Consider the following 24,202-nt stretch of genomic DNA (forward strand, 5'->3'; position numbering starts at 1 on the left):
CTCCAGGCCCTACGAGCCCAGGATCGTCGTCAGGAACTCCCCGACCCAGCCGAGCAGTTCACGCCCGACCAACGGCTTCCCGCCGACCTTCGCCGTCTTCGGGCGTGGCACGAGAAGCTGGTGGGCGTTCGCCTTGATGACCGTGCCGGGGTAGAGACGCTTGAGCCTGAGCTCCTGCGACTCCCGCAGCTCCACCGGCGCGAACCGGATGTTGTTGCCCTGGAGCACGATGTCGCCGACCCCGCAGGCACGGGCCAGCATCCGCAGGCCCGCCACCAGGAGGAGGTTCTCCACCGGCTCCGGCAGCTTGCCGTAGCGGTCGGTGAGTTCCTCGCGTACGGCCTTGACGTCCTGCTCGCTGCTCGCGGAGGCGATCGAGCGGTAGGCCGCGAGACGCAGCCGCTCGCCGGGGGCGTAGTCGTGCGGGACGTGCGCGTCGACCGGCAGCTCGACCTTGACCTCCAGCGGCGGCTCCTCCTCCACACCGCCCTCCAGGGAGGCGCGGTAGTCGGCCACGGCCTCGCCCACCATGCGTACGTAGAGGTCGAAGCCGACGCCCGCGATGTGGCCTGACTGTTCGCCGCCGAGCAGGTTGCCCGCGCCCCGGATCTCGAGGTCCTTCATGGCCACGTACATGCCCGCGCCCATCTCCGTGTGCTGGGCGATGGTGGCGAGGCGCTCGTGGGCGGTCTCCGTCAGAGGCTTCTCCGGCGGGTAGAGGAAGTAGGCGTAGCCGCGATCACGGCCACGTCCCACCCGGCCGCGCAGCTGGTGCAGTTGGGACAGGCCGAAGTTGTCGCCGCGCTCGACGATCAGCGTGTTGGCGTTGGAGATGTCGATGCCCGATTCGACGATCGTCGTCGACACGAGCACGTCGAACTTCTTCTCCCAGAAATCCACCACCACTTGTTCCAGGGCCTGTTCGGACATCTGACCGTGGGCGGTGGCGATGCGGGCCTCGGGGACGATGTCCCGGAGACGGGCCGCCGCCCGGTCGATCGACTCGACCCGGTTGTGGATGTAGAAGACCTGGCCCTCGCGCAGCAGTTCGCGGCGGATGGCCGCGCCGATCTGCTTCTCCTCGTAAGGACCGACGAAGGTCAGGACCGGGTGGCGCTCCTCGGGGGGTGTGGTGATCGTCGACATCTCACGGATGCCGGTCACAGCCATTTCCAGCGTACGAGGGATCGGGGTCGCCGACATCGTCAGGACGTCGACGTTGGCCCGCAGCTTCTTCAGCTGCTCCTTGTGCTCGACACCGAAACGCTGTTCCTCGTCGACGATGACCAGGCCCAGGTCCTTGAACTTGGTCTCGGAGGAGAAGAGGCGGTGCGTGCCGATCACGATGTCGACCGAGCCTTCGCGCAGGCCCTCCAGGGTCGCCTTGGACTCCGTCTCCGTCTGGAAGCGGCTCAACGCCCGTACCTTCACCGGGAATTGGGAGTAGCGCTCACCGAACGTACCGAAGTGCTGCTGCACCAGGAGGGTGGTGGGGACGAGGACCGCCACCTGCTTGCCGTCCTGGACCGCCTTGAAGGCGGCGCGTACCGCGATCTCCGTCTTGCCGTAGCCGACGTCGCCGCAGATCAGACGGTCCATCGGGACCGTCTTCTCCATGTCGTCCTTGACCTCGGCGATGGTCGTGAGCTGGTCGGGCGTCTCCACGTACGGGAAGGCGTCCTCCAGCTCGCGCTGCCAGGGCGTGTCGGGCGCGAAGGCGTGGCCGGGGGCCGCCATGCGCGCGCTGTACAGCTTGATGAGGTCGGCGGCGATCTCCTTGACCGCCTTCTTCGCGCGCGCCTTCGTCTTCGTCCAGTCGGCGCCGCCCAGGCGGTGGAGGGTCGGCGCCTCGCCGCCCACGTACTTGGTGATCTGTTCCAACTGGTCCGTGGGGATGTACAGGCGGTCGCCGGGCTGGCCGCGCTTGGCGGGGGCGTACTCGACGACCAGGTACTCGCGCGTCGCGCCCTGGACCGTGCGCTGCACCATCTCGATGTAGCGGCCGACGCCGTGCCCCTCGTGGACGATGTAGTCGCCGACCTCCAGGGTCAGCGGGTCGATCGTCTTCCTGCGGCGCGCGGGCATCCGCTGGCCGTCCTTGCCGGCCGCCTTCTGCCCTGAGAGGTCGGTCTCGGTGAGGACGGCGAGCTTGAGGGCCGGGTCCAGGAAGCCGTAGTCGATCGAGCCGCAGGAGACATGCACGAGGGAGGGCGTGAGCTCGCCGAGTTCTGCGTCCAGGCGGGCCGCGATGCCCTCGCCGCCGAGGACCTCGACGGTGCGGGCGGCAGGGCCGTGGCCCTCCGTCACATAGACGGTGCGCCAGCCGTCGGCCAGCCAGCCCTTGGTATCGGCGAGGGCCTTCGCCGTGTCGCCCCGGTAGGTCTCCGTGGCGTGCATACCGAGCTTGAGGGTGTCCTCGTCGAGGTCCTCGTCGGCGGCGAAGGGCGAGACCGACCACCACATCATGCCCAGGTCACGGGCATGGTCACGGACATCCGCGATGCCCCAGAGCGAGGCCGCGTCCACGTCGATGGGGGCCTCGCCGCCACCGGCCGTCGCGGCCCAGCTGGCCTGGAGGAACTCCTGCGATGTCGCCACCAGGTCAGCGGCCCGGGTGCGCACGCGCTCGGGATCGCAGACCACGGCCATGCTCTGCGCGGGCAGGACGTCGAGCAGCAGCTCCATGTCGTCGACCAGGACCGGGGCGAGGGACTCCATGCCCTCGACGGCGATGCCCTCGGCGATCTTGCCGAGCAGCTCGCCCAGCTCGGGGTGGGCCTCGGCCAGTGCGGCCGCCCTTTCCCGTACGTCGTCAGTGAGGAGCAGCTCGCGGCAGGGCGGCGCCCACAGGCCGTGCTCGGCGACTTCCAGGGAGCGCTGGTCGGCGACCTTGAAGTAGCGGATCTCCTCGATGTCGTCGCCCCAGAACTCGACGCGGAGGGGGTGCTCCTCGGTCGGCGGGAAGACGTCGAGGATGCCACCGCGCACGGCGAACTCACCGCGCTTCTCGACCAGCTCCACACGGGAGTACGCGGCTGCCGCGAGGGCCTCCACGGTCTCGTTCAGGTCGGTGGTCCCGCCGGAGCGCAGGGCGACGGGCTCCAGGTCGCCAAGGCCCTTGACCTGGGGCTGGAGGACCGAGCGAACGGGCGCGACGATGACGCTGACCGGGCCGGTCTCGGGGTCGTCGGAGCGCGGGTGGGCGAGGCGGCGCAGGATCGCGAGGCGGCGGCCGACGGTGTCGGAGCGGGGCGAGAGGCGCTCGTGCGGGAGCGTTTCCCAGGAGGGGTACTCGACGACTCCGTCCGGCGGCAGGATCGTACGCAGGGCGGCTGCCAGATCCTCGGCCTCGCGGCCGGTGGCCGTCACGGCGAGGACGGTGCGGTTCGTCTCACGGGCGAGGGCCGCGACGGCGAAGGGACGGGCGGCGGGCGGGCCGACCAGGTCCACGTGCATCCGGTTGCCGTCGGTGGCGGCCTTGACCGCTTCGGTGAGGGCGGAGTCCTTGACGACAGCGTCGAGCAGACCGTGCAGGCTCATGTGGGCTTTCGCTTTCCGTCCAGGTTCAGGGGCGCGCGAGGGCAACGCGAACCGCCCGGCAACGTCATACGGGCCGGGGGTCTCCAGCGTACGACTTGCGAGTGACAGGCGCGGCTCGGTCCGCCAGGGCTGTCACCGGACAGGCCGAAAAGCAGGCGGCCCCGGCGGGCGCATCTCGCGCCCGCCGGGGCCGTAGCTCCCGCACCCCCGTAGCGGGAGCCACCCCGCACTCCCTTGGCGGGAGCTATTCGGTGGCGATCGCGTTCAGCACATTCATCCGCCCCGCCCGGAATGCCGGGACCAGTGCCGCGAACAGCCCCACGAACGCCGAGCCGATGAAGACCGTGATGATCGTCGGCCAGGGGATCTCCAAGACCTTCAGGCCCTCCAGGGCGAGGAGCTTCTGGGCCGTGGCTCCCCAGCTCATGCCGAGGCCGAGGCCGAGCAGTGCGCCGAAGAGGGCGATGACCACCGACTCCATGCGGATCATGCGGCGCAGCTGGCGGCGCGAGAGGCCGATCGCCCGCATCAGGCCGATCTCACGGGTCCGCTCGACCACCGAGAGGGCCAGCGTGTTCACGACGCCCAGGATGGCGACGATGATCGCGAGACCGAGCAGGCCGTAGACCATGTTCAGCATCTGGCCGACCTGGTCCTTCAGCGTGTCCTTGAAGTCGGTCTGGTCCATGACCTTGTACTGCGGATAGTCGGCCATGGCGGCCTTCAGCGACTTGTACGCGGCGTCCTGCTGGCCCTTCTCCGCCTCGGCGAACATGATCTCGTTCGGCGGCATCCGGTCGGCGGGCACGTACTTCGCGGCGGTCGAGATGTTCACGTACATCGCGCCTCCGTCGATCGCGGAGTCGCTCGATGTGATGGCCCGGACCGTCAGCTCGCCCGTCCTGCCGTGGTCGAAGGCGAGCTTCACCTTGTCGCCGACGCCGATCCCGTGGTCCTTGGCGAAGTCCTCGCCGACCGACATGGAGTCCGGCTTGTAGGCGTCGGTGAGCTTGCCCGCGACGGTCTCGGCGCGCAGGTCCTGTGCGTACGTCGCGTCGGCGGCGCTCAGGCCCACACCCTTCGCGACCTTGCCGTTCGCGGCGGTCAGGTCCGCCTTGACGTCCTTGTACTGGGTGATGTGGTCGATGTGGTCGGCCTTCTCCAGGGCCTTCGCGGCCTTCGGGGTGATCGCCTGCTCGTTGTCGGACTGGATGATGAAGTCCGCGCCGACCGACTTGTCGAGCTCGTCCGTGGCCGACGCCACCATCGAGGAGCCGACTACGGAGAGGCAGGCCACCAGGGCGAGGCCGATCATCAGGGCCGCGCCTGTGGCGCCGGTGCGGCGCGGGTTGCGCAGGGCGTTGCGCTCGGCCATGCGTCCCACGGGGCCGAACATCCTCAGGAGCAGGACGCTGATGACGCGGACCACGCCGTTCGCCAGGACGGGGCCGATGACGACGAAGCCGATGAGGGTCAGGACCACACCGCCGCCGAGGAAGAGCGAACCCTCGCTCGCCTTGTCCGCCTGGGACGCGGTGTAGAGGCCGAAGCCACCGGCGCCGGTGAGGACCAGGCCGATCAGGGCGCGCAGTGCGCTCGCCTTGCCGTCGGCCGGTGTTCCGGCGTCACGCAGGGCGGCCATCGGGGAGACCTTGGCGGCGCGCCTGGCGGGGAGGTAGGCGGCGAGGACGGTGACGACGATGCCGAGGACCATGCCCACCACGGGAGTCGTCCACTTGACCGTGAGGTCCTGGGTGGACAGTTCCATGCCCATGCCGGACATGAGCTGCATAAGGCCGACGGCGAGCCCGACGCCCGCGCCGACCCCGAGGACCGAGCCGACGACACCGAGCAGCAGCGCCTCGACGAGCACGGAGCGGTTGACCTGCTTGCGGCTGGAGCCGATGGCCCGCATCAGGCCGATCTCGCGGGTGCGCTGGGCGACCAGCATCGAGAAGGTGTTGATGATGAGGAAGATGCCGACGAGGAAGGCGATTCCGGCGAAGCCGAGCATCGCGTACTTCATCACGTCGAGGAAGCCGCTGACGCTCTCGCGGCCGTCGTCCGACGTCTCCTGCTGCGTCTTGACCTTGTACGCGGCGGCGTCGGCGGCCATGGTGCCGGTGACGTTCTTCTTGAGCACGGTGTCGCTGACGCCCTGCTCGGCGGTCACGTTGACGTGGGTGAACCTGCCGGTGGCGCCCAGGAGTTCGCGCTGGGCGGTCGCGGTGTCGAAGTAGACGATCGCGGCACCGGGGTTGGTCACCTTGAAGGTGGCGATGCCGGAGATCTTCGCGGTGTGGTCGCCTGCGACGGCGATGGTGCGCAGCTCGTCACCGATCTTGAGGTGGTGCTTGTCGGCGGTGTCGGAGTCGACCATCACGTCGGTGGGGCCGCGCGGGGCGTGCCCGGAGGTGATGTCCATCGAACGGAGGTCGTTGTGCGTCCAGTTGCCCGCGATGGTCGGTCCGCCGCCGGTCGGGCCGACGTTCTTCTTCTCGGAGTTGACGACGGTGACAGCGGTGCTGCTGACCGCGCCCTCGGCGGACTTCACGCCGTCCGCCTTCTTGGCCTGGCCGACGACCGAAGCCGGTATCGACTCGGGCCTGCCGCTCTCGGGGGTCTCGCCGCTGTCCTTCGCGTCCTTGGAGGTGACGGTCACATCGGCGGACGTCGCGGCGAAGAGCTTGTCGAACGTCGTGTTCATCGTGTCGGAGAAGACGAGCGTGCCGCACACGAACGCCACCGAAAGGACCACGGCCACGGCGGAGAGCGCCATGCGGCCCTTGTGCGCGAGGAAGTTGCGCATCGAGGTCTTGAGGACAGTCATGACGTACGCCCCCGCGCGTCGAAGTCCTTCATGCGGTCGAGGACGGACTCGGCGGTCGGCGCGTACATCTCGTCGACGATCCGGCCGTCCGCGAGATACAGGACGCGGTCCGCGTACGAGGCCGCCACCGGGTCGTGCGTGACCATCACCATGGTCTGGCCGAGCTCGGTCACCGACTTGCGCAGGAAGCCCAGGACCTCGGCGCCCGCACGGGAGTCGAGGTTTCCGGTCGGCTCGTCACCGAAGATGATCTCGGGGCGCGCGGCCAGGGCGCGGGCCACGGCCACACGCTGTTGCTGGCCACCGGACAGCTCGGTCGGGCGGTGCTTGAGCCGGCCCGCGAGACCGACGGTCTCCACGACCTGGTCCAGCCAGCCGCGGTCGGGCTTGCGGCCCGCGATGTCCATCGGGAGCGTGATGTTCTCGATGGCGTTCAGCGTCGGCAGGAGGTTGAAAGCCTGGAAGATGAAGCCGATCCGGTCCCGGCGGAGCTGCGTGAGCTTCTTGTCCTTCAGGCCGGTGATCTCGGTCTCGTCGAGGTAGATCTGCCCGGACGAGACGGTGTCGAGGCCCGCGAGGCAGTGCATCAGGGTCGACTTGCCGGAGCCGGAGGGGCCCATGATCGCGGTGAACTGCCCGCGGGCGATGTCCACATCGATCTCGTCGAGCGCGACGACCCGGGTCTCCCCGGATCCGTACGCCTTCACGACCTGGCGCGCCCGTGCCGCCACGGCCGTACGCCCTCCAGTGCCCCCGTGCCTGGGAATGGTTACAGCCGATGTCACGGTAAGTCTCCTAAGTCGGTTACGCGGTGGGTCAGGCGTGTTCGCTACGCATAAAGAGTCTGGTCGTCCGACGGCTCCGGCGCCCTGGTGCCCAGCGCAGTCTTTTACTGGGGAAAACCCCACCCCCGAAGGTGTGGCCGGTCCGACCCTCGAGGTGCGAGGCCCGAGGTGCGAGGCCCGACCTCGTCGGCATAAAGCCAATCTAAGAAGCGCCTGGAGCCTTCTCGTCCTCCAGCAGTACGAACAGCACCCTGTCCGTAGTACGGAGGTTCCCCTAGGGGATCTCCACCCGCCGGTGGAGCCGTTCTCGGGGTCACTCCACCCTCCTGTTGAGCGGACACCGGCCCACCTGCCGAGATGCTCTCCACCCCTGCCCCCGGCGCGCACCGGGTGAGAAGGTGACCGGAAGCAACTAGATGCAGGGGGAAGGAATCTCGGTGGGCGCGGACGGAGCGGGCGGCGCGACTGGTTCGGGCACGGATGGCATACCTTCGGGCTCGAACCACGGACGGCGGCGCGGCCCCGTCGTCGCCGCGCTCATGCTCGCCATGGCGCTCGCCGCCCTTGACTCCACCATCGTCTCGACCGCCATCCCGCAGATCGTCGGCGACCTCGGCGGCTTCTCCGTCTTCTCCTGGCTCTTCTCCGGCTATCTGCTCGCCGTCACCGTCACCCTGCCCATCTACGGCAAGCTCTCCGACACCTTCGGCCGCAAGCCCGTCCTCATCGCGGGCAGCATCCTCTTCCTGATCGGCTCGGCCCTGTGCGCCGTGGCCTGGAACATGGGGGCGCTCATCGCCTTCCGTGTCGTCCAGGGCCTGGGCGGCGGCGCACTCCAGGGAACGGTGCAGACCCTGGCCGCCGACCTCTATCCGCTCAAGGAACGCCCCAAGATCCAGGCCAAGTTGTCGACCGTATGGGCCGCTTCGTCGATCGCGGGCCCGGCCCTCGGCGGCCTCATCGCCGCGTACGCCGACTGGCGCTGGATCTTCCTCATCAATCTGCCCATCGGGGCGGTGGCCCTGTGGCTGATCGTGCGCCACCTCCACGAACCGCGGCGCGAGGCGGCGGCGCGTGGACGTACCGACTGGGCAGGCGCGTTCGCCGTCTTCGCCTGCGGCGGCGTCCTGCTCACCGCGCTCGTGCAGGGCGGCGTCGCCTGGAGCTGGCTGTCGGCGCCCTCGCTCGCGCTCTTCGCGGGCGGGCTGCTCCTCGCGGGAGCCGTCGTGGTCATCGAACGACGGGCGGCGGAGCCGATCATCCCCGGCTGGGTGTGGCGGCGGCGCACCATCGCAGCCGTCAACCTCGCCCTCGGCTCGCTCGGCCTCCTGATGGTCGCGCCCACCGTCTTCCTGCCGACGTACGCCCAGTCAGTGCTCGGCCTCGCGCCGATCGCCGCCGGATTCGTGCTCTCCGTCATGACGCTGAGCTGGCCGGTGTCGGCCGCCCTGAGCCAGCACGTCTACCGCAGGCTCGGCTTCCGCGACACGGCGCTCATCGGCATCGGCGGCGCCGCGCTCTTCCTGTTCGCCTTCCCGTTCCTGCCCTATCCGGGCCAGGCCTGGCAGCCCGCCCTGATCATGCTCCTGCTCGGCGCGGCGCTCGGCCTCTTCCAACTCCCGCTGATCATCGGCGTCCAGTCCACCGTCGGCTGGTCCGAGCGCGGCACGGCCACGGCGTCCATCCTCTTCTGCCGCCAGATAGGCCAGACCCTGGGCGCCGCCCTCTTCGGCGCGGTAGCCAACGGAGTCCTCACCTCACGGCTCGGCGGCGCGGGCTCCCTGGACTCGGTGGCACACGCCCTGGAGGACCCGGCGTCGATCGCCGACCCTGAACAACTGCGCAGGGCCGTCGACTCGGCGGTCGACACGGTGTACGTGGGGGCGGGGTGCGCGGCGGTGATCTCTTTCCTCGTACTGCTGTTTCTCGCACCCCGGAGATTTCCGGTAATCGGCGCGGGCGGACCGGAAAACGGAGCGGAAGTCGGGGTGGAAATCGCGGTGGAGGGAGCCTCGGTGAGCAGGGAGAACGCCGAACAGACCCGGCATGAACGCCACTTGAATAGACCATCCGAATAAACCGACCGAGCAGTATGTGCAAAACCCTTCGCGACTCCACTACTTACAAGTAACGTGCTCGGCTCTCACCTCTCGCTCCCTGCGGTCCCGCACCGGACCGACGCCGCGCAAGGAGAACCGGGATGTCCTACCCTCCGCACCCTCAACAACCCCATCAGCCCCATCACCCTCCGCATCCACACCGCTCCCCCTCAACCACTCCCCACGAGTCGTCCCCCTCCTACCCCACCTACCCCTGGCAGCCCGTCGCGCCCCCGCCTCCCCCACCCCCGAGGCTCCCCCGCCACCCGGCACTCGGCCGCCACAGCGATCTGCGCTACCTCCGCAGCGCCTACCGTTGGCAGCGCCGCGTCGCCACCCTCACCGCGCTCGGCTACTTCACTCTCTTCCTGGCCCTCTCCGCCTTCGCCCCGTCCCTGATGACGGGCACGGTCTCGGGCGGCCTCTCCACCGGCCTGCTGCTCGGCCTGTGCCAGGTGCCCGTCACCCTGCTCGCCATAGCGCTGTACGAGTTCACGGCGCGCCGCAGGCTCGACCCGATGGCCGAACGCCTGCGCAAGCTGGCCGAGTTGGAGGCGAACCGCGTGGAGGCGGCGAACCGATGGGAGCCGAACCGATGAACCGGGACCTCACACTCGCCACCGACTCCGCGCAGGCCATGTCCCTGGTGGCGTTCACCGCCGTCGTCACCCTCACGCTGCTCCTGTGCGTGCTGACCGGACCCGACCGCGACGACCTGGGCGAGTTCTACACGGGCTACGGCGCGCTCTCGCCGATGCGCAACGGCCTCGCCATCGCGGGCGACTACATCTCGGCGGCGAGCGTGCTCGGCACGGGGGGAGTGATCGCACTCCTCGGATACGACGGAGTGGTCCTGGCCCTGAGCACGGCACTGTCCCTGATGCTCCTGATGTTCCTGCTCGCCGAACCCCTGCGCAACGCGGGGCAGTTCACCATGGGCGACGTACTGGCCCGCCGGATGCCGGGCCGTGCCGTACGCATCACCGCGTGCGCCGCGACACTGGCCGCGCTGCTCCCCCTCATGCTGGTGCAGCTCGCGGGCGCGGGCGATCTGCTCGCCTTCATCCTCGGGTTCTCCGGCGAGGGCGTGAAGACGGGCTGCGTCGTCGCGCTCGGCGCCCTCATGATCAGCTACGCGGCGATCGGCGGCATGAAGGGCACCGCCCTCATCCAGATCCTGAAGATCGTGATGCTGCTCGGCTCCGGGGTGGTCATCGCCGCCCTGATCCTGCGCCGCTTCGACTGGGACCCGGGCGCGCTGCTCGCCGCCGCCGAGAAGGGGAGCGGGGTCGGCCCGGCCTTCCTCCGGTCAGGACTTCAGTTCTCGGGCGGACCCAACCCCCGTCTGGACATGATCAGTTCAGAACTGACGGTGGTCATCGGCGGGGCGTGCCTGCCGCACGTCACGATGCGGATGTATACGGCGCGCAGCGCACGCGAGGTGCGCCGGTCGCTGTCGTGGGCGGTGTCGTCGATCTCGCTCTTCGTCGTCATCGTCGCGATCGTCGGCTTCGGCGCGACGGCGATGATCGGCCGGGCGGCGATCGCGAAGGCGCATCCGCAGGGCAACACGGCCTACCTGATGAGCTCCAGAGCGGTGTTCGGCGTGGACGCGTCGACGGCGGAGACCCTCATCTTCACGACGGTCACCACAGCGATCTTCCTCACCCTGCTCGCCTCGGTCGCCGGAATGATCCTGGCCTGCGCCAACTCCCTGGCCCACGACGTCTTCGCGCACCTCCGCCTCCGCAAGGAGCTCACTCCGCGCCGCGAGATGACACTGGCCCGCGTCTCGGCCCTCGCCATAGGAGGCATGTCGATCGCCCTGGCGGTCATGGTCCAGCACCGCAATCTGCAACCGCTCGTCACACTCTCCTTCTGCCTGGGCGCATCGGCCCTGGCCCCGGCCCTGGTCTACAGCCTCTTCTGGCGCCGCTACACCCGCAGAGGCCTCCTCTGGACCCTGATCGGCGGCACCCTGGGCTCCGTCATCCTCATGACAGGCACCAACCTGGTCTCGGGCGCCCCCACTTCGGCGTTCCCGAACCACGACTTCAACTGGTTCCCGTTCACGACGACGGGCCTGGCCTCCATCCCGCTGGGCTTCCTCCTCGGCTGGCTCGGCACGGTGTCGTCGGGCCCGAGGGAGTCCGAGGAGCAGCGCAAGCGGTACGAGGCGGTGGAGGGCTGGATCCTGGCGGGGGTGACGAGGAAGTAGGGTTTCCCAGGCCTTTTCTTCAGCCGGTCACTCCGCGGTGGCCCGGCCGGTCAGTGCGGCGAGGCTGCTGCGGACGTGTTCCATGTGCGCCCGCACCTCGTCCCACTCCTCCCCGTGCTCCCGCAGCAACCGCTCGGTCTCTCCTGTGACGCCGTCCTCGCGGAGGCGTGCGGCGGCGAGCAGCTCCGCGGCCCGTGCCTCCGCGTCCTCCTGCCCGTGCCGTGCGGACTCCTCCGCCTCGACGGAAGCCCGCTTCGCCTCCGAGAGGCGTGCCTCGGCGGCGGCCACCAGTGAGGCCTCGTGAGCCTCTGCCTCCGCTTCCCCCGAGGCGATCTCCCGCTCGGCGGCCTCCCAGCGCTCGGCGTGCTCCTTCTCCTGCTCCTCGATGAGCGCGGCGCTCCGCTCCCGCGTCTCGCGCAGGGCGGCAAGGGCCTCGCCCCGCCACTCCTTCACGTCACGCCGGGCCGCGATCCGCGACTCGTCCGCCGTCGCACGGCAGGCGAGCAGCCGCTGCCGGGCCCGCTCCTCCGTCTCGGCGAGGAGCTCGTCGGCGTACGCGCGAGCGGCCGCACGGAGCTCCCGCGCCTCCGTGTCGGCGGCCTCCGTCACGCGCCGGACGTCGGCCTCAGCCGTCGCCCGCACGGCGGCGGCCTCCTCCTCGCTCAGGGCGAGGACGCTCCGCGCGCGCTCGCTCAGCGTCTCGTACGTCTGAGGGGCGAGCCGCGACACCACGTCCCGCAGCCGCTCCGCCTCCGCCTCCATCTCCTTGGCGAGGACGGTGAGCCGGGCGGCGCGTTCCCACGCGCCGTCGCGGTCCTGGGACAGACCGAGGGCGTACGCGTCCACCTGCTCGGGACGGTAGCCACGTCCGCGCACGGCGACGAAACCGTGCTCCGACGCCGTTGCACCGCTGCTCATCCTTGAATCCCTCCTCCGACGCACCACGCGCGTACTTACGCGATTGGCGCACATCTTGATGGATCAACCGGAAGTGCTCATAACGCGACACTCCACGTATCTCATCCGCTCAAGGATGCGCTATTTGTTGCCAGAAGTCGGAATCGGGGGTGCCACCCCTCCAGGTGCTACCCCTCCGGGAACGCACGAGGCGCCCACCCCCCGCAGGGGCAGGCGCCTCGTTCAGCAACTACCGGGGACTACAGCAAGCCGTCCCACATCTGCTCGAGCAGCACCGACCACCAGCTCTCCGGCGAAGCCAACGCCGCCGGATCGAGCGCCGCCAGCTGGCCCTGGAAGTCGACCGTCCAGCGGCCCGCCTGCTCCTGGTTCAGACCGAACCGCAACCGCCACATACGGCCGAGCAGCGCCAGACAGCGCGCGAACTCGGGCAGACCCGTGTTCACGAACTGCGGCGGCACCGGGGCGCCACCGGGACCGGCCTCCACAGGCACGGCGACAATGTTCGCCGTGCCGTACTGGACACAGATCGCGCGGCCGAAGTCACTGCCCATGACGAGATACGAACCCGCGTCCGCCGCAGGCTGCACCCCGCGCTCCTGCGCCGTCTCGGCGAGGGTCGGCACCGGGCGTCCCGGCTGGGCCTGCGCCCAGAAGAACGGTCCGAAGTCGACGGGCAGGCCCGCCACGACGAGCGTGTGCGCGACGAGGTCAGGCACACCCTGCCGGGACACCGCACGCTGATCGAAACGGAAGATGCCGGGACCGAACGCGGCCACCAGCTCCTGCGCCACACCCTCCGGCGGGACCGGCGGCGCGGGCTGCACCTGCGGCAGCGGCGCACGCACCGGCGCGGGGCGCGCGGGGCCGTCGGCGACCTGGTGCAACTCGCCCTGGTGGGCGATGAGTTGCTGCATACCGCCCTGGCGGGACGCGTGATCCCTGCCGTACGGGGCGATGCTCGTGATCCGCGCCTGCGGCCAGGTCTCGCGGATCATGCGGGCGCAGTACGCGCCGGGCAGCTCGCAGGACTCCAGCTCCGTGTGGAGTTCGAGCACCTGCTGCGGCGGCACGTTCATGCCGCGCAGCTCGTGCAGGATCTGCCACTCCGGGTGCGGAGTACCGGGCGCCGAGCGGCGGATGAGCTGCTGCTCGGAGCCGTCCTGCGCGCGATAGCGGAGTACGGCTTGGTAGCCGGGCCCGACGGTCGGCTGACCGGTGGGGGGCTGCGGGTAGCCGTAGGGCTGACCCGGAACAGGCTGACCAGGAGCAGGCTGGCCCTGGGCGGGTGGCGGCGGCAGGGGCGCGCCGGGGCCGCCGACCGCGGGACCGGCCAGCATCGTCGCGGCGTGGTGCACACCACCGGGAGGCGTACCGGGAGGAGTACCGGGAGGAGTACCCCCCGGAACTCCGGGCGGGCCGGGAGGCTGGGGCGCACCAGGCGCACCCGGCGGCTTCAGTCCGCCAGGGCCACCCAGGCTGGGGTCGGCCAGCATCGTCGCCGCATGGTGGACACCACCGGGAGGCGCACCCGGAGCACCGGGCGGCGCGGGAGGCTGCGGCCCCTCAGGGCCGAGCGCCGAGACGAGCTGTGTCGGGACGTAGCCGCCCGCCGGGGTACCCGGAGCACCGGGGCCGGACGGCGGCGTACCCGGCGGCACACCCGGAGTCCCCGGAGCACTGGGAGGCGGCGGCGTACCCGCACCGCCCCCACGAGCGCCACGGGCGCCACGCGGCGGCGACTGCGCCTTGCTGGTCGCGGCATCGGCGATGTCCCCGGCACCCTGCGGCACACCCGGCGCCGGGGCCGCGGGAGCGGAAGCGGCCGGGGCGGCCGGAGCCGCCGGGCCGCCCTGCGGATAGCCGTACGCGGAAGGGTCCGGAGCGCTCACGCCCGGAGGCGGCGGCATGTGCACCGCGGCGCCAGCGGGCGGCGGCGGCATGTTCGGGCCGGGAGCGGGCGGGGCCTGCGGCGCAGGGGCACCCGGCGGCGGCATGTTCGAGCCGTCGTACGCGGGGGCCACCGCCGTCGACGGCAGGCTGCTGCCACCCCGCATCAACGCGGTCTTGGCCTCCGGCGCCACACCGGGCGGCGGGGTGCTGCCATCGCCGCCGTCGACCAGCGGCGGCGCGAACACCGTCGCGGGCGCAGGCACCGAACGGTCGTCGCCGGACTCCGCGTTGGTGTCCCTGCCGGCCCACGGAGTGGCCCCGGCGGGCGCACCCGACGCCCCGGCCGCGGGCCACGGCGTACCGCCACCGGGCGCTTCGGGAGCAGCCGCGGCCACGGGGGCCGGAGCAGGGGCGGGGGCAGGAGCCGGAGCGGCAGGCTCCGCACTCGCCGAACCCGCGGAACCCGCCGACCCCGCCCTGCGGTCCGGAATCCCCAGCTTGTCCGCCGCCTCCTGGAGCCACTCCGGAGGGCTCAACAGGAACGACGTCTGATTCAGGTCGACACGCTCCGACGGGGCCGGAGCCGAATCCTCCGGCACCGCGTCCGGAGCGCCGTACTCCTCCTCGTACCGGCGAATCACCTCACCCACCGGCAGGCCCGGCCAGAGCGTGGCGTCGCCGCTGTCCCGCGCGATGACGAGCCGCTGACAGCCGCCGTCGGACACCGGACCGGACTCCCGGTCCTCCGCCCATACGACGAAACCCAGCTCGAACTCCCGCACCCGCACCTCACGATGCTGGTAGCCGGGCACATCGCCGTTGATCCACTCCTCGGCGCGCTCCTGCGCCTGTGCGAAGGTCACCATCGACAAGTCACTCCCCCACCGGGACGGCGCGCGCGAAGCCGCCGTCCACCATCAGGTTCGCCACGGTCTCCAGCTCCGGCGGATTCCCCGCGAGCCGGGACAAGAACGCGTCGAAGTCGTCACCGCACGGCAGCAGAAGACGCTGCACGCGCTCGGCGGGCTGCCAGGCGGCCGTTTCCGAGACATCCCGTGCGTCGTCGTACGCGCAGAACCACACCGAACCGATCCGGTCGCCCTTGACCTTCACGGCGAGAATGCCACCCTGCACGAAACCGACCGCCAAGTAGTCCTTGGTCAGATGGTCGCGCAGGCATTTGTTCACGTACACCAGGTCGTTGACCGCGGCCTCGTCCCGCACCGTGAAGAACGGCTGGTCGATCAGAAGACCGAGCTCCGCGTCGAGCGCCGTGCCGACCGGCGCGCAACCGCCCGCGGCCTTCAAGAAAGAACGGTAGGCGCCGGGCAGCCGATAGCCAAGGTCCTCCTCCGCACCGAGGATCTCCTGCTCGCTCACCGAGACCGCCGACTTCGGCAGCGCGAGATGCGCGGGGCGGGTCTCCTGGAGCGGACGCGTACCCCTCTTGTTCTGGTCCACGGGAGTCGTGGCGAGCCCGCCGTGATGCCGGAGCAGCGCCTTCACGTCGACTGGAACCAGTTCGAGACGCCTGCCGCCCGGCACGTGGTGCCAGGTCCAGCCGTGCGGGGTCGCCACCGGCGGGATCGTGTCCCACAGATCGTGATCCGCCGCGGCCAGCGCCGCGTTCGCGGAGACGTAATCCGTCAGACGCAGCTCGTCGACGCCGAAACCCTCCGGGGGCTCGGCGATCTCGGCGGCGGCACGCGCGTACGCCGAGAAGTCCGGATAGCCGTGCTCATCCATGCGCACACCTCTGGGGTGGCGCGTGGCCCGGACCGGATCCGGGAAATGCACGGTCTGCCCGGCGTAGGCCGCGTTCGGCGGCGCGGCTTGCTGCCCCAGCCGACCTGTCGTCATGGCGGTTGCCCCCTGCGGCACTGTTAACGGTTCTGCGGATATCGACAGCCTATGCGTAAGCACGACACCGGTCACCGGGCCTCCGGTTCCATGACCAGCAGCCACCGGACCGTCACCGTGCGACGAAAGCCGGGCGTGTCGCGGCGCCCCAGCTTCCGCACCACCCGCCCCATTTGGCAGGCTGTCCCCGCAACGCGGGGGCGTGGCACACGCGGTCACACCGCGAGTTGCGGGGAGGGAAGCACCACCATGCACACGGCACAGACCGGCAGGTCCGGCCAGACACCGGCAGCGACAGGGGCCTCGGCAACCTCGACGAGCCCGGCGACCGGCGAAAGCCTCGCCGATACGGGGGACCCGCGCGTCGGCTGGAGCAGCGCCTCCGCGCACGCACCCACGCTGCGTCAACGCCGCGACGGCATCCTGCCCACCGTCGCCGCCGCGCTCTCCGTACGTGACGCAACGCTCACCTGTACCGCCGGCCGCAGCGAAGAACCACCGGCCCTCCACCCACTCGTACAAGACTTCCTCGACACCCTCACCAGCGGCCAGCGCGAACGCTTCACCGGACGGTGCGCCGAAGCCATCCTCATCTCACGCCACCTCACGGCGACCGACGGAAGCCGCTCCAAACGGGCGGCGCGAAAACCGATGACCAACAGCGAAGCCCGCAAAGCCCTCAAGCACTCCAAGCTCACCACCCGCCGCATCCGCGAGGACGGCGACCCCCTGCACGGCGGCTTCGCCCGCCCCTGCCGCTCCTGCACGGCCCTCACCGCGCACTTCGGCGTACGCATCGTGGACCCGACCACCGCTCCGGAAGCCTGACCCCCTTCCCGTCGCCCACCGAGTCCCTTCCCCCACCGAGCCGCGAACCGCAACGAGGGCCGCCATGCACACGGAACAGCACGCCGACCACCACCCCGCCACCCCGGCAGCCGCGTCACCCCGCTTCCCCGTCCCCGTCGACGCCGCCCTGCGCGGGGCCGGCTGGCGCCCCGGACGCTGGGACATAAAGCAGGCCGAGATCTGGGCCGACGTCCTGCGCCGCCACACCTCACCGGCAGGCCACCAGCACGCCGTCTTCCCCGCCGCCGTGGAAGCCTGGGCCGAATTCGGCGGACTGCACATCACCCCGCAGGGCCCCGGCCGCCACATAGCACCCGCCACCGTGCACCTGGACCCCCTCTACGGCCTCCACCTGGCCCGCACACTCGGCGACCTGGGCCGCGCCCTCGACACCGAGGTCTGCCCCATAGGCGAAGAGACGGAGACCCAGTCACTCCTGGCCATCGACGCGGAGGGCCGCGTCTACAGCCTCGACCACAGCGGCGACTGGTACCTGGGCCCCCACATCGACGAAGCCCTGGCCACACTGGTCTCGGGCACCCAGCCGGAACGGCTCACGGCGGGCTGAAAGGGCGCGTACCAAAAACCATGCGCAGGAGGCTTCGCCAGACCTCCTAGGCCTCCTAGGCCCACTAGGTCTCCTAGGCCCCCTAGGTCTCCTAGGCCCCCGCGACCGCAGCCGCCGGCAGCACCGCCGACACCCGGAAACCACCCGCGTCCGTCGGCCCCGACACAAAAACACCACCCAACGCCATGACCCGCTCTTTCATCCCCACAAGCCCGTTCCCACCACTCGGCAGCCGCGCGTCCGCGGGGCCCGCCTCCGGCGGCGGCTCGTTCTCCACCTGCATCGCGATCTCCGCACCGCGATGCGCGAGCCGGACGTACGTCTTCGCGCCCGCGGCGTGCTTGTGCACATTGGTCAACGCCTCCTGCACCACGCGATAAGCCGTCTGCTCGACATCGGCCTCATAAGCACGCGACTCCCCCTGCACGGACAGATCCACCGCCATCCCCGCCGCACGGGACTGATCCACCAGCTCGTCGAGCTCGGCCAGGCACGGCCCGTCCTCATCCACCGCACGCGAGGCCGCGGCAGCGGCCGCGAACCCCACAGCGGCCAACGGCACAGCGGCCGGAGACGCCGGCACAGACCTGCCGATGCCACCTCCAGAACCCGTCTCCCCGGTCCGCAGCACCCCCAGCATCTCGCGCAGCTCCGTCAACGCCTGCCGGCCCATGTCACCGACGAGCGCGGCATTCTTGACCGCCTTCTCCGGATCCTTACGAGCCACCGCCTGCAACGCGGCCGCATGTACCACCATCAGACTCACCCGATGCGCGACGACATCATGCATATCCCGCGCGATCCGAGTCCGCTCCTCATTACGTGCCCACTCCGCCCGCTCCTCCGCCCGCTCGGCGAGAAGCTGCAACTCCCGCTCCAAGCTGTCGGCACGCTCCCGCAGGCTCTCCATCAGCCGCCGCCGCGCCCCGACATAGAGCCCGAGCAGAATCGGCGGCGCGGTGAGACCGATGGAGGTGGTGATCGCGATGAACGGTATGAACCCCTCCGCGAAACTGAGCTCCCCGCTCGCCATGTCCTGCCGCGTCCGCACCAACGTGACGATGAGCGTCCCGAGCAACGACATGCCCGCGAGCGACCCGATGATCCGCCGGGGCAGCTCCGACGCGGCAAGCGAGTACAGCCCGACGACCGTCAGGAAGATCCCCATCTGCGCAGGCGTGATCGCGATCGAGATCAGCACCACGGCGATCGGCCACCGCCGCCGCAACACCAGCGAGGACCCGGCAAGCACCCCGAATGCGACCCCCACCCCCGTGGGAATCCCCGTGTCCCGCGAAAACGCGATCCCCTCAGCCCCGCACTCCGCCGCCGAAGCCAACGCGAGCCCCACATCCAGCACGGCACTGCGCCGCCGCTCCCACCACCACGGCCCGGTCACGGCCGCCCTGTGGCTCTCCCCCGTCGTGGTCATACCGTCCAGCCTACGGGCGCGAAGCCATCCTTTTCCGGTGAGTTTCGGGCTCCGTGATCCAGCACACGAACTGTTCGACGGAAAGCGAAACCTGCCGGTATCCCTCGAACTGTTGAACCGCTCACCGTTTCCGGCCGGACGTCCGCATTCCGGACGAGTGTCGTCACATGACGGAAATCACGAGCAAGTACGCCGACTTCGAGGGGCTGCGGGAGCGGGCGGTCGCGTCGCGGCGCGAGGCAAGAACACCGGGGACGGGTACCACGGGTGCCTGATGATCTACGTACGCCAAAGCGCTGATCTTTACCGTCGCGTCGAAGGGGCTTGGTACGGCATAGTGTTGGGTGCTCACTCGGCGACCTGACCGAATGTCCGGTTTGGGTTGTTTTAATCCCCCGTGGTGTAATTGGCAGCACTGTGGCTTTTGGTGCCATCTGTCCGGGTTCAAGTCCTGGCGGGGGAGCTTCGCTCGGGTCCTGACCGCAAGGTCAGGACCCGCACTCATTTCCGCCCCACAACGCCCCGGTATCCTGCGGATGTCCACTCCCCGCACAATCCGAAGCCGAAGGGCATCCCCGTGAGCGCCAACTGCCCGGCAGCCGTCGTCGTCCTCGCAGCGGGTGAGGGCACCCGTATGAAGTCGTCCACTCCCAAGGTCCTGCATGAGATCTGTGGCCGTTCCCTCATCGGGCACGTCCTCCAGGCCGCGTACGCGCTGAGCCCGGAACGGCTCGTCACCGTCGTCGGGTTCGCCCGCGAGCAGGTCATCGCGCACCTGGGGACCATCGCCCCCGACGTACGCACCGCCTATCAGAGTGAGCAGAAGGGCACCGGGCACGCCGTCCGCATCGGCCTCGAGGAACTCGGCGGGTCCGTGGACGGGACCGTCATCGTGGTCTGCGGCGACACCCCGCTGCTCACCGGCGACACGCTGCGGGAGCTGGCCGCGACGCACAGCGGTGACGGGAACGCCGTCACGGTGCTGACCGCCGAGGTTCCGGACGCGACGGGCTACGGCCGCATCGTGCGGGACGGCGAGAGCGGCGCGGTGACCGGCATCGTCGAGCACAAGGACGCCACCGCGGCGCAGCGCGCGGTCCGTGAGATCAACTCCGGGGTCTTCGCCTTCGACGGTCAGCTGCTCGCGGACGCGCTGGGCAAGGTGCGTACGGACAACAGTCAGGGTGAGGAGTATCTGACTGATGTGCTTGGCATTCTGCGTGAGGCCGGGCATCGGGTCGGTGCGTCCGTGGCTCGTGATCACCAGGAGATCGCCGGGATCAACAACCGGGTTCAACTGGCTGAGGCCCGTCGGACGTTGAACGACCGGCTCCTGACGGAGGCCATGCTGGCCGGTGTCACGGTCGTGGACCCGGCGTCGACGTGGTTCGACGCGACGGTGACGTACGAGCAGGACGCCCTCGTGCACCCGGGTACGCAGTTGCAGGGGGCCACGCATCTCGGTGCGGGCGCGGAGGTCGGGCCCAACTGCCGACTGAGGGACACCAAGGTGGGCGCGGGGGCCCGGGTGGACAACACGGTCGCCAATGACGCCGAGGTCGGGGAGCAGGCGAGCGTCGGTCCGTACGCGTATCTGCGGCCGGGCACGCGGCTCGGTGTGAAGGCCAAGGCCGGTACGTACGTGGAGATGAAGAACGCGAAGATCGGCGAGGGCACGAAGGTCCCGCATCTGTCGTACGTGGGTGACGCGACGATCGGTGACTACACCAACATCGGTGCCGCGAGTGTCTTTGTGAACTACGACGGTGAGGCCAAGCACCACACGACGATCGGGTCGCACTGCAAGACCGGTTCGGACAACATGTTTGTGGCTCCTGTCACGGTCGGGGACGGCGCCTACACGGCGGCGGGTTCGGTCATCACGAAGGATGTTCCGGCGGGTTCGTTGGCTGTGGCCCGTGGGCAGCAACGGAATATCGACGGTTGGGTGGCCCGTAAGCGTCCCGGGTCCGCTGCCGCGAGGGCGGCGGACGCGGCGTCAGGGGACTCCAGGAATTCGGCAAGCGGAAGCTGACCGGAAACAGGTGCGTCGGACACGGCGTACCGTGATAGATGCACACCATTTCGGCCGACTCAGCGCGACGGACTGCTTTTTCCGGGCGGCGCGCGGGGGCGGCAGCGGGAAGAACTCGTCCGAGGAGACAAGTGCTGTGACCGGGATCAAGACGACCGGCGAGAAGAAGTTGATGCTCTTCTCCGGCCGCGCCCACCCCGAGTTGGCCGAGGAGGTCGCACACAGGCTGGGTGTCGGCATCGTGCCGACGAAGGCTTTCGATTTCGCCAATGGCGAGATCTATGTGCGGTATCAGGAGTCGGCTCGTGGCGCGGACTGCTTCTTGATCCAGAGCCACACGGCTCCGATCAACAAGTGGATCATGGAGCAGTTGATCATGATCGACGCGCTGAAGCGCGCGTCGGCCCGCTCCATCACCGTGATCGTGCCGTTCTACGGCTACGCACGCCAGGACAAGAAGCACCGCGGCCGTGAGCCGATCTCGGCCCGTATGGTCGCCGACCTGATGAAGACCGCGGGCGCGGACCGCATCCTCACGGTCGACCTGCACACGGACCAGATCCAGGGCTTCTTCGACGGCCCGGTGGACCACTTGTTCGCGCTGCCGATCCTCGCGGACTACGTGGGCGCGAAGGTCGACCGTTCGAAGCTGACGGTGGTCTCCCCCGACGCCGGCCGGGTGCGTGTCGCCGACCGCTGGTGCGACCGTCTGGGCGCCCCGCTGGCGATCGTGCACAAGCGCCGCGACAAGGACGTCGCCAACCAGGTCACCGTCCACGAGGTCGTGGGTGAGGTGAAGGGCCGCGTCTGCGTCCTGGTCGACGACATGATCGACACCGGTGGCACGATCTGTGCCGCCGCCGACGCCCTGTTCGCGCACGGCGCGGAGGACGTCATCGTGACGGCGACGCACGGTGTGCTCTCGGGCCCCGCCGCGGACCGTCTGAAGAACTCCAAGGTGAGCGAGTTCGTGTTCACGGACACGCTGCCCGACCCGGGTGACCTGGAGCTCGACAAGATCACGGTGCTCTCGATCGCGCCGACCATCGCGAACGCGGTGCGTGAGGTCTTCGAGGACGGTTCGGTCACGAGCCTCTTCGACGAGCAGGCGTAGCGGCTTAAAGATCCACTTTGGGCTGCGGCCTCCCCGCCGGGTAGACTCACTGAGTTGCTCGGCGAGGGAGGCCGTACTCATTGCAGTACGGCAGTCCGTTATCGACGCGCTCTTCGTAGCAGGCCAGTAGTCGCATGGCCGGGTAACCGACACCGACCCATCCGACGTTTCTGTCATACGAGGAGTGCACATGTCCGAGGTCAAGCTCGCCGCCGAGACCCGTACCGAGTTCGGCAAGGGCGCCGCCCGCCGCATCCGCCGTGAGCTCAAGGTTCCGGCCGTTGTCTACGGCCACGGTGGCGACCCCCTCCACATCACGCTTCCGGGCCACGAGCTGCACCTCGCGCTCCGTGCGTCCAACGTCCTTCTCGCTCTCGAGATCGACGGCAAGAAGCACCTGGCGATCCCGAAGGCCGTCCAGCGTGACGCCATCAAGGGCTTCCTCAAGCACGTCGACCTGCTCCTCGTCCGTCAGGGCGAGAAGGTCAACGTCGACATCTACGTCCACACCGAGGGCGAGCTCGCCCCGGGCGGCAACCTGCTCGAGTACGTCCTGAACGCGCTGCCCGTCGAGGCCGAGGCCACGCACATCCCCGAGTCGGTGACCGTCTCCATCGCCGGTCTCGAGGCCGGTGCGACCATCCTCGCCAAGGACATCCCGCTGCCCGCCGGCACGACCCTGAACGTCGAGGAAGACGTCGTCGTCCTTCAGGTCCTGGCCGCGCAGGCCGAAGAGGCCGAGGCCACCGAGGGCGAGGCCGCCCCCGCCGTCGAGGCCTGAGCCTCCGACTGAGTTCGACTCTGCCAACCGCCGCTCCGCGCTCCGTGCGCGGGGCGGCGGTTGAGCTATGAAGGAGACATGCAGATGACGACGGACCCCAGCGACCCCAGCGCGCCCTGGCTGATCGTGGGTCTGGGCAATCCGGGCCCTGGGTACGCCATGAACCGGCACAACGTGGGCTTCATGGTGGCCGATCTCCTGGCCGAGCGGATCGGGGGCTCGTTCAAGCGCAGCGGTCGTACGCAGGCGCAGGTGCTCGAGGGCCGGATCGGTCCGGTGGGTCCTGCGAACCGCCGGGTGGTCCTGGCGAAGCCGATGTCGTACATGAACGTGTCGGGTGGCCCGGTGACGGCGCTGCGCGACTTCTACAAAGTCCCGACGGCCAACATCGTCGCGGTCCACGACGAGCTGGACATCGACTACGGGACGCTGCGCCTGAAGCTGGGCGGCGGCGACAACGGCCACAACGGTCTGAAGTCGATGACGAAGGCGATGGGCCCGGACTACCACCGGGTGCGGTTCGGGATCGGGCGTCCGCCGGGGCGTATGCAGGTGGCGGACTTCGTACTGAAGGACTTCGCTTCGGTGGAGCGCAAGGAGCTCGGCTACTTCGTGGACCGGGCGGCGGACGCTGCCGAGGCGCTGGTCATCGAGGGCCTGGAGCGGGCGCAGAGCGCGTACAACTCCTGAGGTGGCTGCCGCCCGCCGCCTCCGCCTGTTGACTGAGCGCATCCCTATGGCCAAGGATCGCCGCCATGAATGCGCTGCTTCTCGTACGCCGGACGGCCATGGGCGGGCTCGCGGCGCTGCTGCTCGTCGCGGGCGTGTGGGCGTCCTGGGGGACGGCACAGCATGTGATGCTCACCGATGAGCGTGAGCGGGGCACGATGCGGGTCTCGCGGTGCTCGTCGGACGAATGCGTAGGTTCGTACGCCCCTTCGTCTTCCTCCGCCTCCTCCGGCTCCAAGCCGCGCGACCGGGTCGTGATCGACCGCTCGATCGCCGAGAAGGCAGGGGCGCGGATCCCGGTGGCGGTGAAGCCGGGCACCTCCGAGGTCGTCCGCACGGGCGGCCCCGGCTTCCTCCACGCGTGGCTGCCGCTGGGCGGAGCGCTGCTGCTGTCCGCGGTGGTGGTCGCCGGTGGGCTGCGTCTGCGGCGCACGGCGTGGGGTCTTTTCCTGGCGGGCGGCGCGCTGCTGACGGCGTCTTTCGCGACGTTGGCGTTCTGAGCAGGTCCGGCGAAGTCCGCTGCGGTCCGGGAGTGCCCTGAAGGGGCGCGG

17 protein-coding genes and 1 tRNA gene are annotated in these 24,202 nt (G+C 69.8%); 11 read left to right on the forward strand and 7 right to left on the reverse strand.

Features of this window, described 5'->3' with window-relative positions:
• Positions 1 to 9: 9 nt before the first annotated feature.
• The 3 genes from mfd to ACGFSB_RS24650 all read right to left on the reverse strand — a co-directional run bounded on the left by mfd (position 10) and on the right by ACGFSB_RS24650 (position 7,155).
• On the reverse strand, positions 10 to 3,540 hold the full coding sequence (gene mfd, locus ACGFSB_RS24640; RefSeq protein WP_393403084.1) for a transcription-repair coupling factor: 3,531 nt from the start codon (positions 3,538 to 3,540) through the stop codon (positions 10 to 12).
• A 244-nt stretch (positions 3,541 to 3,784) separates the two neighbouring features.
• Positions 3,785 to 6,370, reverse strand: a complete 2,586-nt coding sequence (locus tag ACGFSB_RS24645) for an ABC transporter permease (RefSeq protein ID WP_393403087.1) — start codon at positions 6,368 to 6,370, stop codon at positions 3,785 to 3,787.
• Positions 6,367 to 7,155: an ABC transporter ATP-binding protein gene (locus ACGFSB_RS24650; protein WP_393403090.1), complete on the reverse strand. Its 789-nt coding sequence runs from the start codon at positions 7,153 to 7,155 to the stop codon at positions 6,367 to 6,369. The genes ACGFSB_RS24645 and ACGFSB_RS24650 overlap by 4 nt, the downstream gene beginning before the upstream one ends.
• Before the next feature lie 416 nt (positions 7,156 to 7,571).
• Here ACGFSB_RS24650 and ACGFSB_RS24655 point away from each other — a divergent pair, with 416 nt between their 5' ends.
• The 3 genes from ACGFSB_RS24655 (at position 7,572) to ACGFSB_RS24665 (ending at position 11,472) form a co-directional block, all read left to right on the forward strand.
• Positions 7,572 to 9,233 carry an MFS transporter gene (locus ACGFSB_RS24655; RefSeq protein WP_393403093.1) on the forward strand — a complete coding sequence of 554 codons (1,662 nt, stop codon included), beginning with the start codon at positions 7,572 to 7,574 and terminating at the stop codon, positions 9,231 to 9,233.
• A 122-nt stretch (positions 9,234 to 9,355) separates the two neighbouring features.
• Positions 9,356 to 9,853, forward strand: a complete 498-nt coding sequence (locus ACGFSB_RS24660) for a DUF485 domain-containing protein (RefSeq protein WP_393403096.1) — start codon at positions 9,356 to 9,358, stop codon at positions 9,851 to 9,853.
• Positions 9,835 to 11,472 carry a cation acetate symporter gene (locus ACGFSB_RS24665; protein WP_393403099.1) on the forward strand — a complete coding sequence of 546 codons (1,638 nt, stop codon included), beginning with the start codon at positions 9,835 to 9,837 and terminating at the stop codon, positions 11,470 to 11,472. Before ACGFSB_RS24660 ends, ACGFSB_RS24665 begins: the two co-directional genes overlap by 19 nt.
• Before the next feature lie 27 nt (positions 11,473 to 11,499).
• Here ACGFSB_RS24665 and ACGFSB_RS24670 read toward each other — a convergent pair whose 3' ends face one another.
• The 3 genes from ACGFSB_RS24670 to ACGFSB_RS24680 all read right to left on the reverse strand — a co-directional run bounded on the left by ACGFSB_RS24670 (position 11,500) and on the right by ACGFSB_RS24680 (position 16,143).
• Positions 11,500 to 12,390, reverse strand: coding sequence for a cellulose-binding protein (locus ACGFSB_RS24670; RefSeq protein WP_393403102.1), 891 nt, complete (start codon positions 12,388 to 12,390; stop codon positions 11,500 to 11,502).
• 239 nt (positions 12,391 to 12,629) lie between these two features.
• On the reverse strand, positions 12,630 to 15,149 hold the full coding sequence (locus ACGFSB_RS24675; protein WP_393403105.1) for an SUKH-4 family immunity protein: 2,520 nt from the start codon (positions 15,147 to 15,149) through the stop codon (positions 12,630 to 12,632).
• 7 nt (positions 15,150 to 15,156) lie between these two features.
• Positions 15,157 to 16,143 (reverse strand): SMI1/KNR4 family protein, encoded by a 987-nt coding sequence (locus ACGFSB_RS24680; RefSeq protein ID WP_393403108.1) that lies wholly within the window; start codon positions 16,141 to 16,143, stop codon positions 15,157 to 15,159.
• Positions 16,144 to 16,392: 249 nt separating this feature from the next.
• On the opposite strand from ACGFSB_RS24680, the gene ACGFSB_RS24685 reads away from it, so the two are divergent.
• Together ACGFSB_RS24685 and ACGFSB_RS24690 are read left to right on the forward strand one after the other, a co-directional pair.
• On the forward strand, positions 16,393 to 16,971 hold the full coding sequence (locus ACGFSB_RS24685) for a YwqJ-related putative deaminase (RefSeq protein ID WP_393403110.1): 579 nt from the start codon (positions 16,393 to 16,395) through the stop codon (positions 16,969 to 16,971).
• A 64-nt stretch (positions 16,972 to 17,035) separates the two neighbouring features.
• Positions 17,036 to 17,560 carry an SUKH-3 domain-containing protein gene (locus ACGFSB_RS24690; RefSeq protein ID WP_393403113.1) on the forward strand — a complete coding sequence of 175 codons (525 nt, stop codon included), beginning with the start codon at positions 17,036 to 17,038 and terminating at the stop codon, positions 17,558 to 17,560.
• Positions 17,561 to 17,651: 91 nt separating this feature from the next.
• On the opposite strand, the gene ACGFSB_RS24695 is transcribed toward ACGFSB_RS24690, so the two are convergent.
• The gene (locus tag ACGFSB_RS24695; protein WP_393403116.1) at positions 17,652 to 18,992 is read right to left on the reverse strand and encodes a sensor histidine kinase; all 1,341 of its coding nucleotides are present in this window, start codon (positions 18,990 to 18,992) and stop codon (positions 17,652 to 17,654) included.
• Positions 18,993 to 19,383: 391 nt separating this feature from the next.
• Between ACGFSB_RS24695 and ACGFSB_RS24700 the strand changes: the two genes are divergently transcribed.
• From ACGFSB_RS24700 to ACGFSB_RS24725, 6 genes are all read left to right on the forward strand, one after another.
• Positions 19,384 to 19,455, forward strand: a tRNA-Gln gene (locus ACGFSB_RS24700).
• Between the two features lie 114 nt (positions 19,456 to 19,569).
• On the forward strand, positions 19,570 to 21,027 hold the full coding sequence (glmU, locus tag ACGFSB_RS24705) for a bifunctional UDP-N-acetylglucosamine diphosphorylase/glucosamine-1-phosphate N-acetyltransferase GlmU (protein WP_393403119.1): 1,458 nt from the start codon (positions 19,570 to 19,572) through the stop codon (positions 21,025 to 21,027).
• A gap of 136 nt (positions 21,028 to 21,163) precedes the next feature.
• Positions 21,164 to 22,141 carry a ribose-phosphate diphosphokinase gene (locus tag ACGFSB_RS24710; RefSeq protein WP_393403122.1) on the forward strand — a complete coding sequence of 326 codons (978 nt, stop codon included), beginning with the start codon at positions 21,164 to 21,166 and terminating at the stop codon, positions 22,139 to 22,141.
• A gap of 190 nt (positions 22,142 to 22,331) precedes the next feature.
• Positions 22,332 to 22,922 (forward strand): 50S ribosomal protein L25/general stress protein Ctc, encoded by a 591-nt coding sequence (locus tag ACGFSB_RS24715; protein ID WP_393403125.1) that lies wholly within the window; start codon positions 22,332 to 22,334, stop codon positions 22,920 to 22,922.
• 84 nt (positions 22,923 to 23,006) lie between these two features.
• Positions 23,007 to 23,612 carry an aminoacyl-tRNA hydrolase gene (gene pth, locus ACGFSB_RS24720; RefSeq protein WP_393403128.1) on the forward strand — a complete coding sequence of 202 codons (606 nt, stop codon included), beginning with the start codon at positions 23,007 to 23,009 and terminating at the stop codon, positions 23,610 to 23,612.
• A gap of 65 nt (positions 23,613 to 23,677) precedes the next feature.
• The gene (locus ACGFSB_RS24725) at positions 23,678 to 24,151 is read left to right on the forward strand and encodes a hypothetical protein (protein WP_393403131.1); all 474 of its coding nucleotides are present in this window, start codon (positions 23,678 to 23,680) and stop codon (positions 24,149 to 24,151) included.
• Positions 24,152 to 24,202 lie beyond the last annotated feature (51 nt).

It is taken from the genome of Streptomyces sp. NPDC048441, from assembly GCF_043200235.1.
GTDB lineage: Bacteria > Actinomycetota > Actinomycetes > Streptomycetales > Streptomycetaceae > Streptomyces.

Excerpts from the sequence above, each read along its gene's own strand:
- mfd (WP_393403084.1), bottom strand. The coding sequence starts at position 3,540 with ATGAGCCTGCACGGTCTGCTCGACGCTGTCGTCAAGGACTCCGCCCTC.
- ACGFSB_RS24645 (WP_393403087.1), bottom strand. The coding sequence starts at position 6,370 with ATGACTGTCCTCAAGACCTCGATGCGCAACTTCCTCGCGCACAAGGGC.
- ACGFSB_RS24655 (WP_393403093.1), top strand. The coding sequence starts at position 7,572 with ATGCAGGGGGAAGGAATCTCGGTGGGCGCGGACGGAGCGGGCGGCGCG.
- ACGFSB_RS24660 (WP_393403096.1), top strand. The coding sequence starts at position 9,356 with ATGTCCTACCCTCCGCACCCTCAACAACCCCATCAGCCCCATCACCCT.
- ACGFSB_RS24665 (WP_393403099.1), top strand. The coding sequence starts at position 9,835 with ATGGGAGCCGAACCGATGAACCGGGACCTCACACTCGCCACCGACTCC.
- ACGFSB_RS24670 (WP_393403102.1), bottom strand. The coding sequence starts at position 12,390 with ATGAGCAGCGGTGCAACGGCGTCGGAGCACGGTTTCGTCGCCGTGCGC.
- ACGFSB_RS24675 (WP_393403105.1), bottom strand. The coding sequence starts at position 15,149 with ATGGTGACCTTCGCACAGGCGCAGGAGCGCGCCGAGGAGTGGATCAAC.
- ACGFSB_RS24680 (WP_393403108.1), bottom strand. The coding sequence starts at position 16,143 with ATGACGACAGGTCGGCTGGGGCAGCAAGCCGCGCCGCCGAACGCGGCC.
- ACGFSB_RS24685 (WP_393403110.1), top strand. The coding sequence starts at position 16,393 with ATGCACACGGCACAGACCGGCAGGTCCGGCCAGACACCGGCAGCGACA.
- ACGFSB_RS24690 (WP_393403113.1), top strand. The coding sequence starts at position 17,036 with ATGCACACGGAACAGCACGCCGACCACCACCCCGCCACCCCGGCAGCC.
- ACGFSB_RS24695 (WP_393403116.1), bottom strand. The coding sequence starts at position 18,992 with ATGACCACGACGGGGGAGAGCCACAGGGCGGCCGTGACCGGGCCGTGG.
- ACGFSB_RS24715 (WP_393403125.1), top strand. The coding sequence starts at position 22,332 with ATGTCCGAGGTCAAGCTCGCCGCCGAGACCCGTACCGAGTTCGGCAAG.
- pth (WP_393403128.1), top strand. The coding sequence starts at position 23,007 with ATGACGACGGACCCCAGCGACCCCAGCGCGCCCTGGCTGATCGTGGGT.
- ACGFSB_RS24725 (WP_393403131.1), top strand. The coding sequence starts at position 23,678 with ATGAATGCGCTGCTTCTCGTACGCCGGACGGCCATGGGCGGGCTCGCG.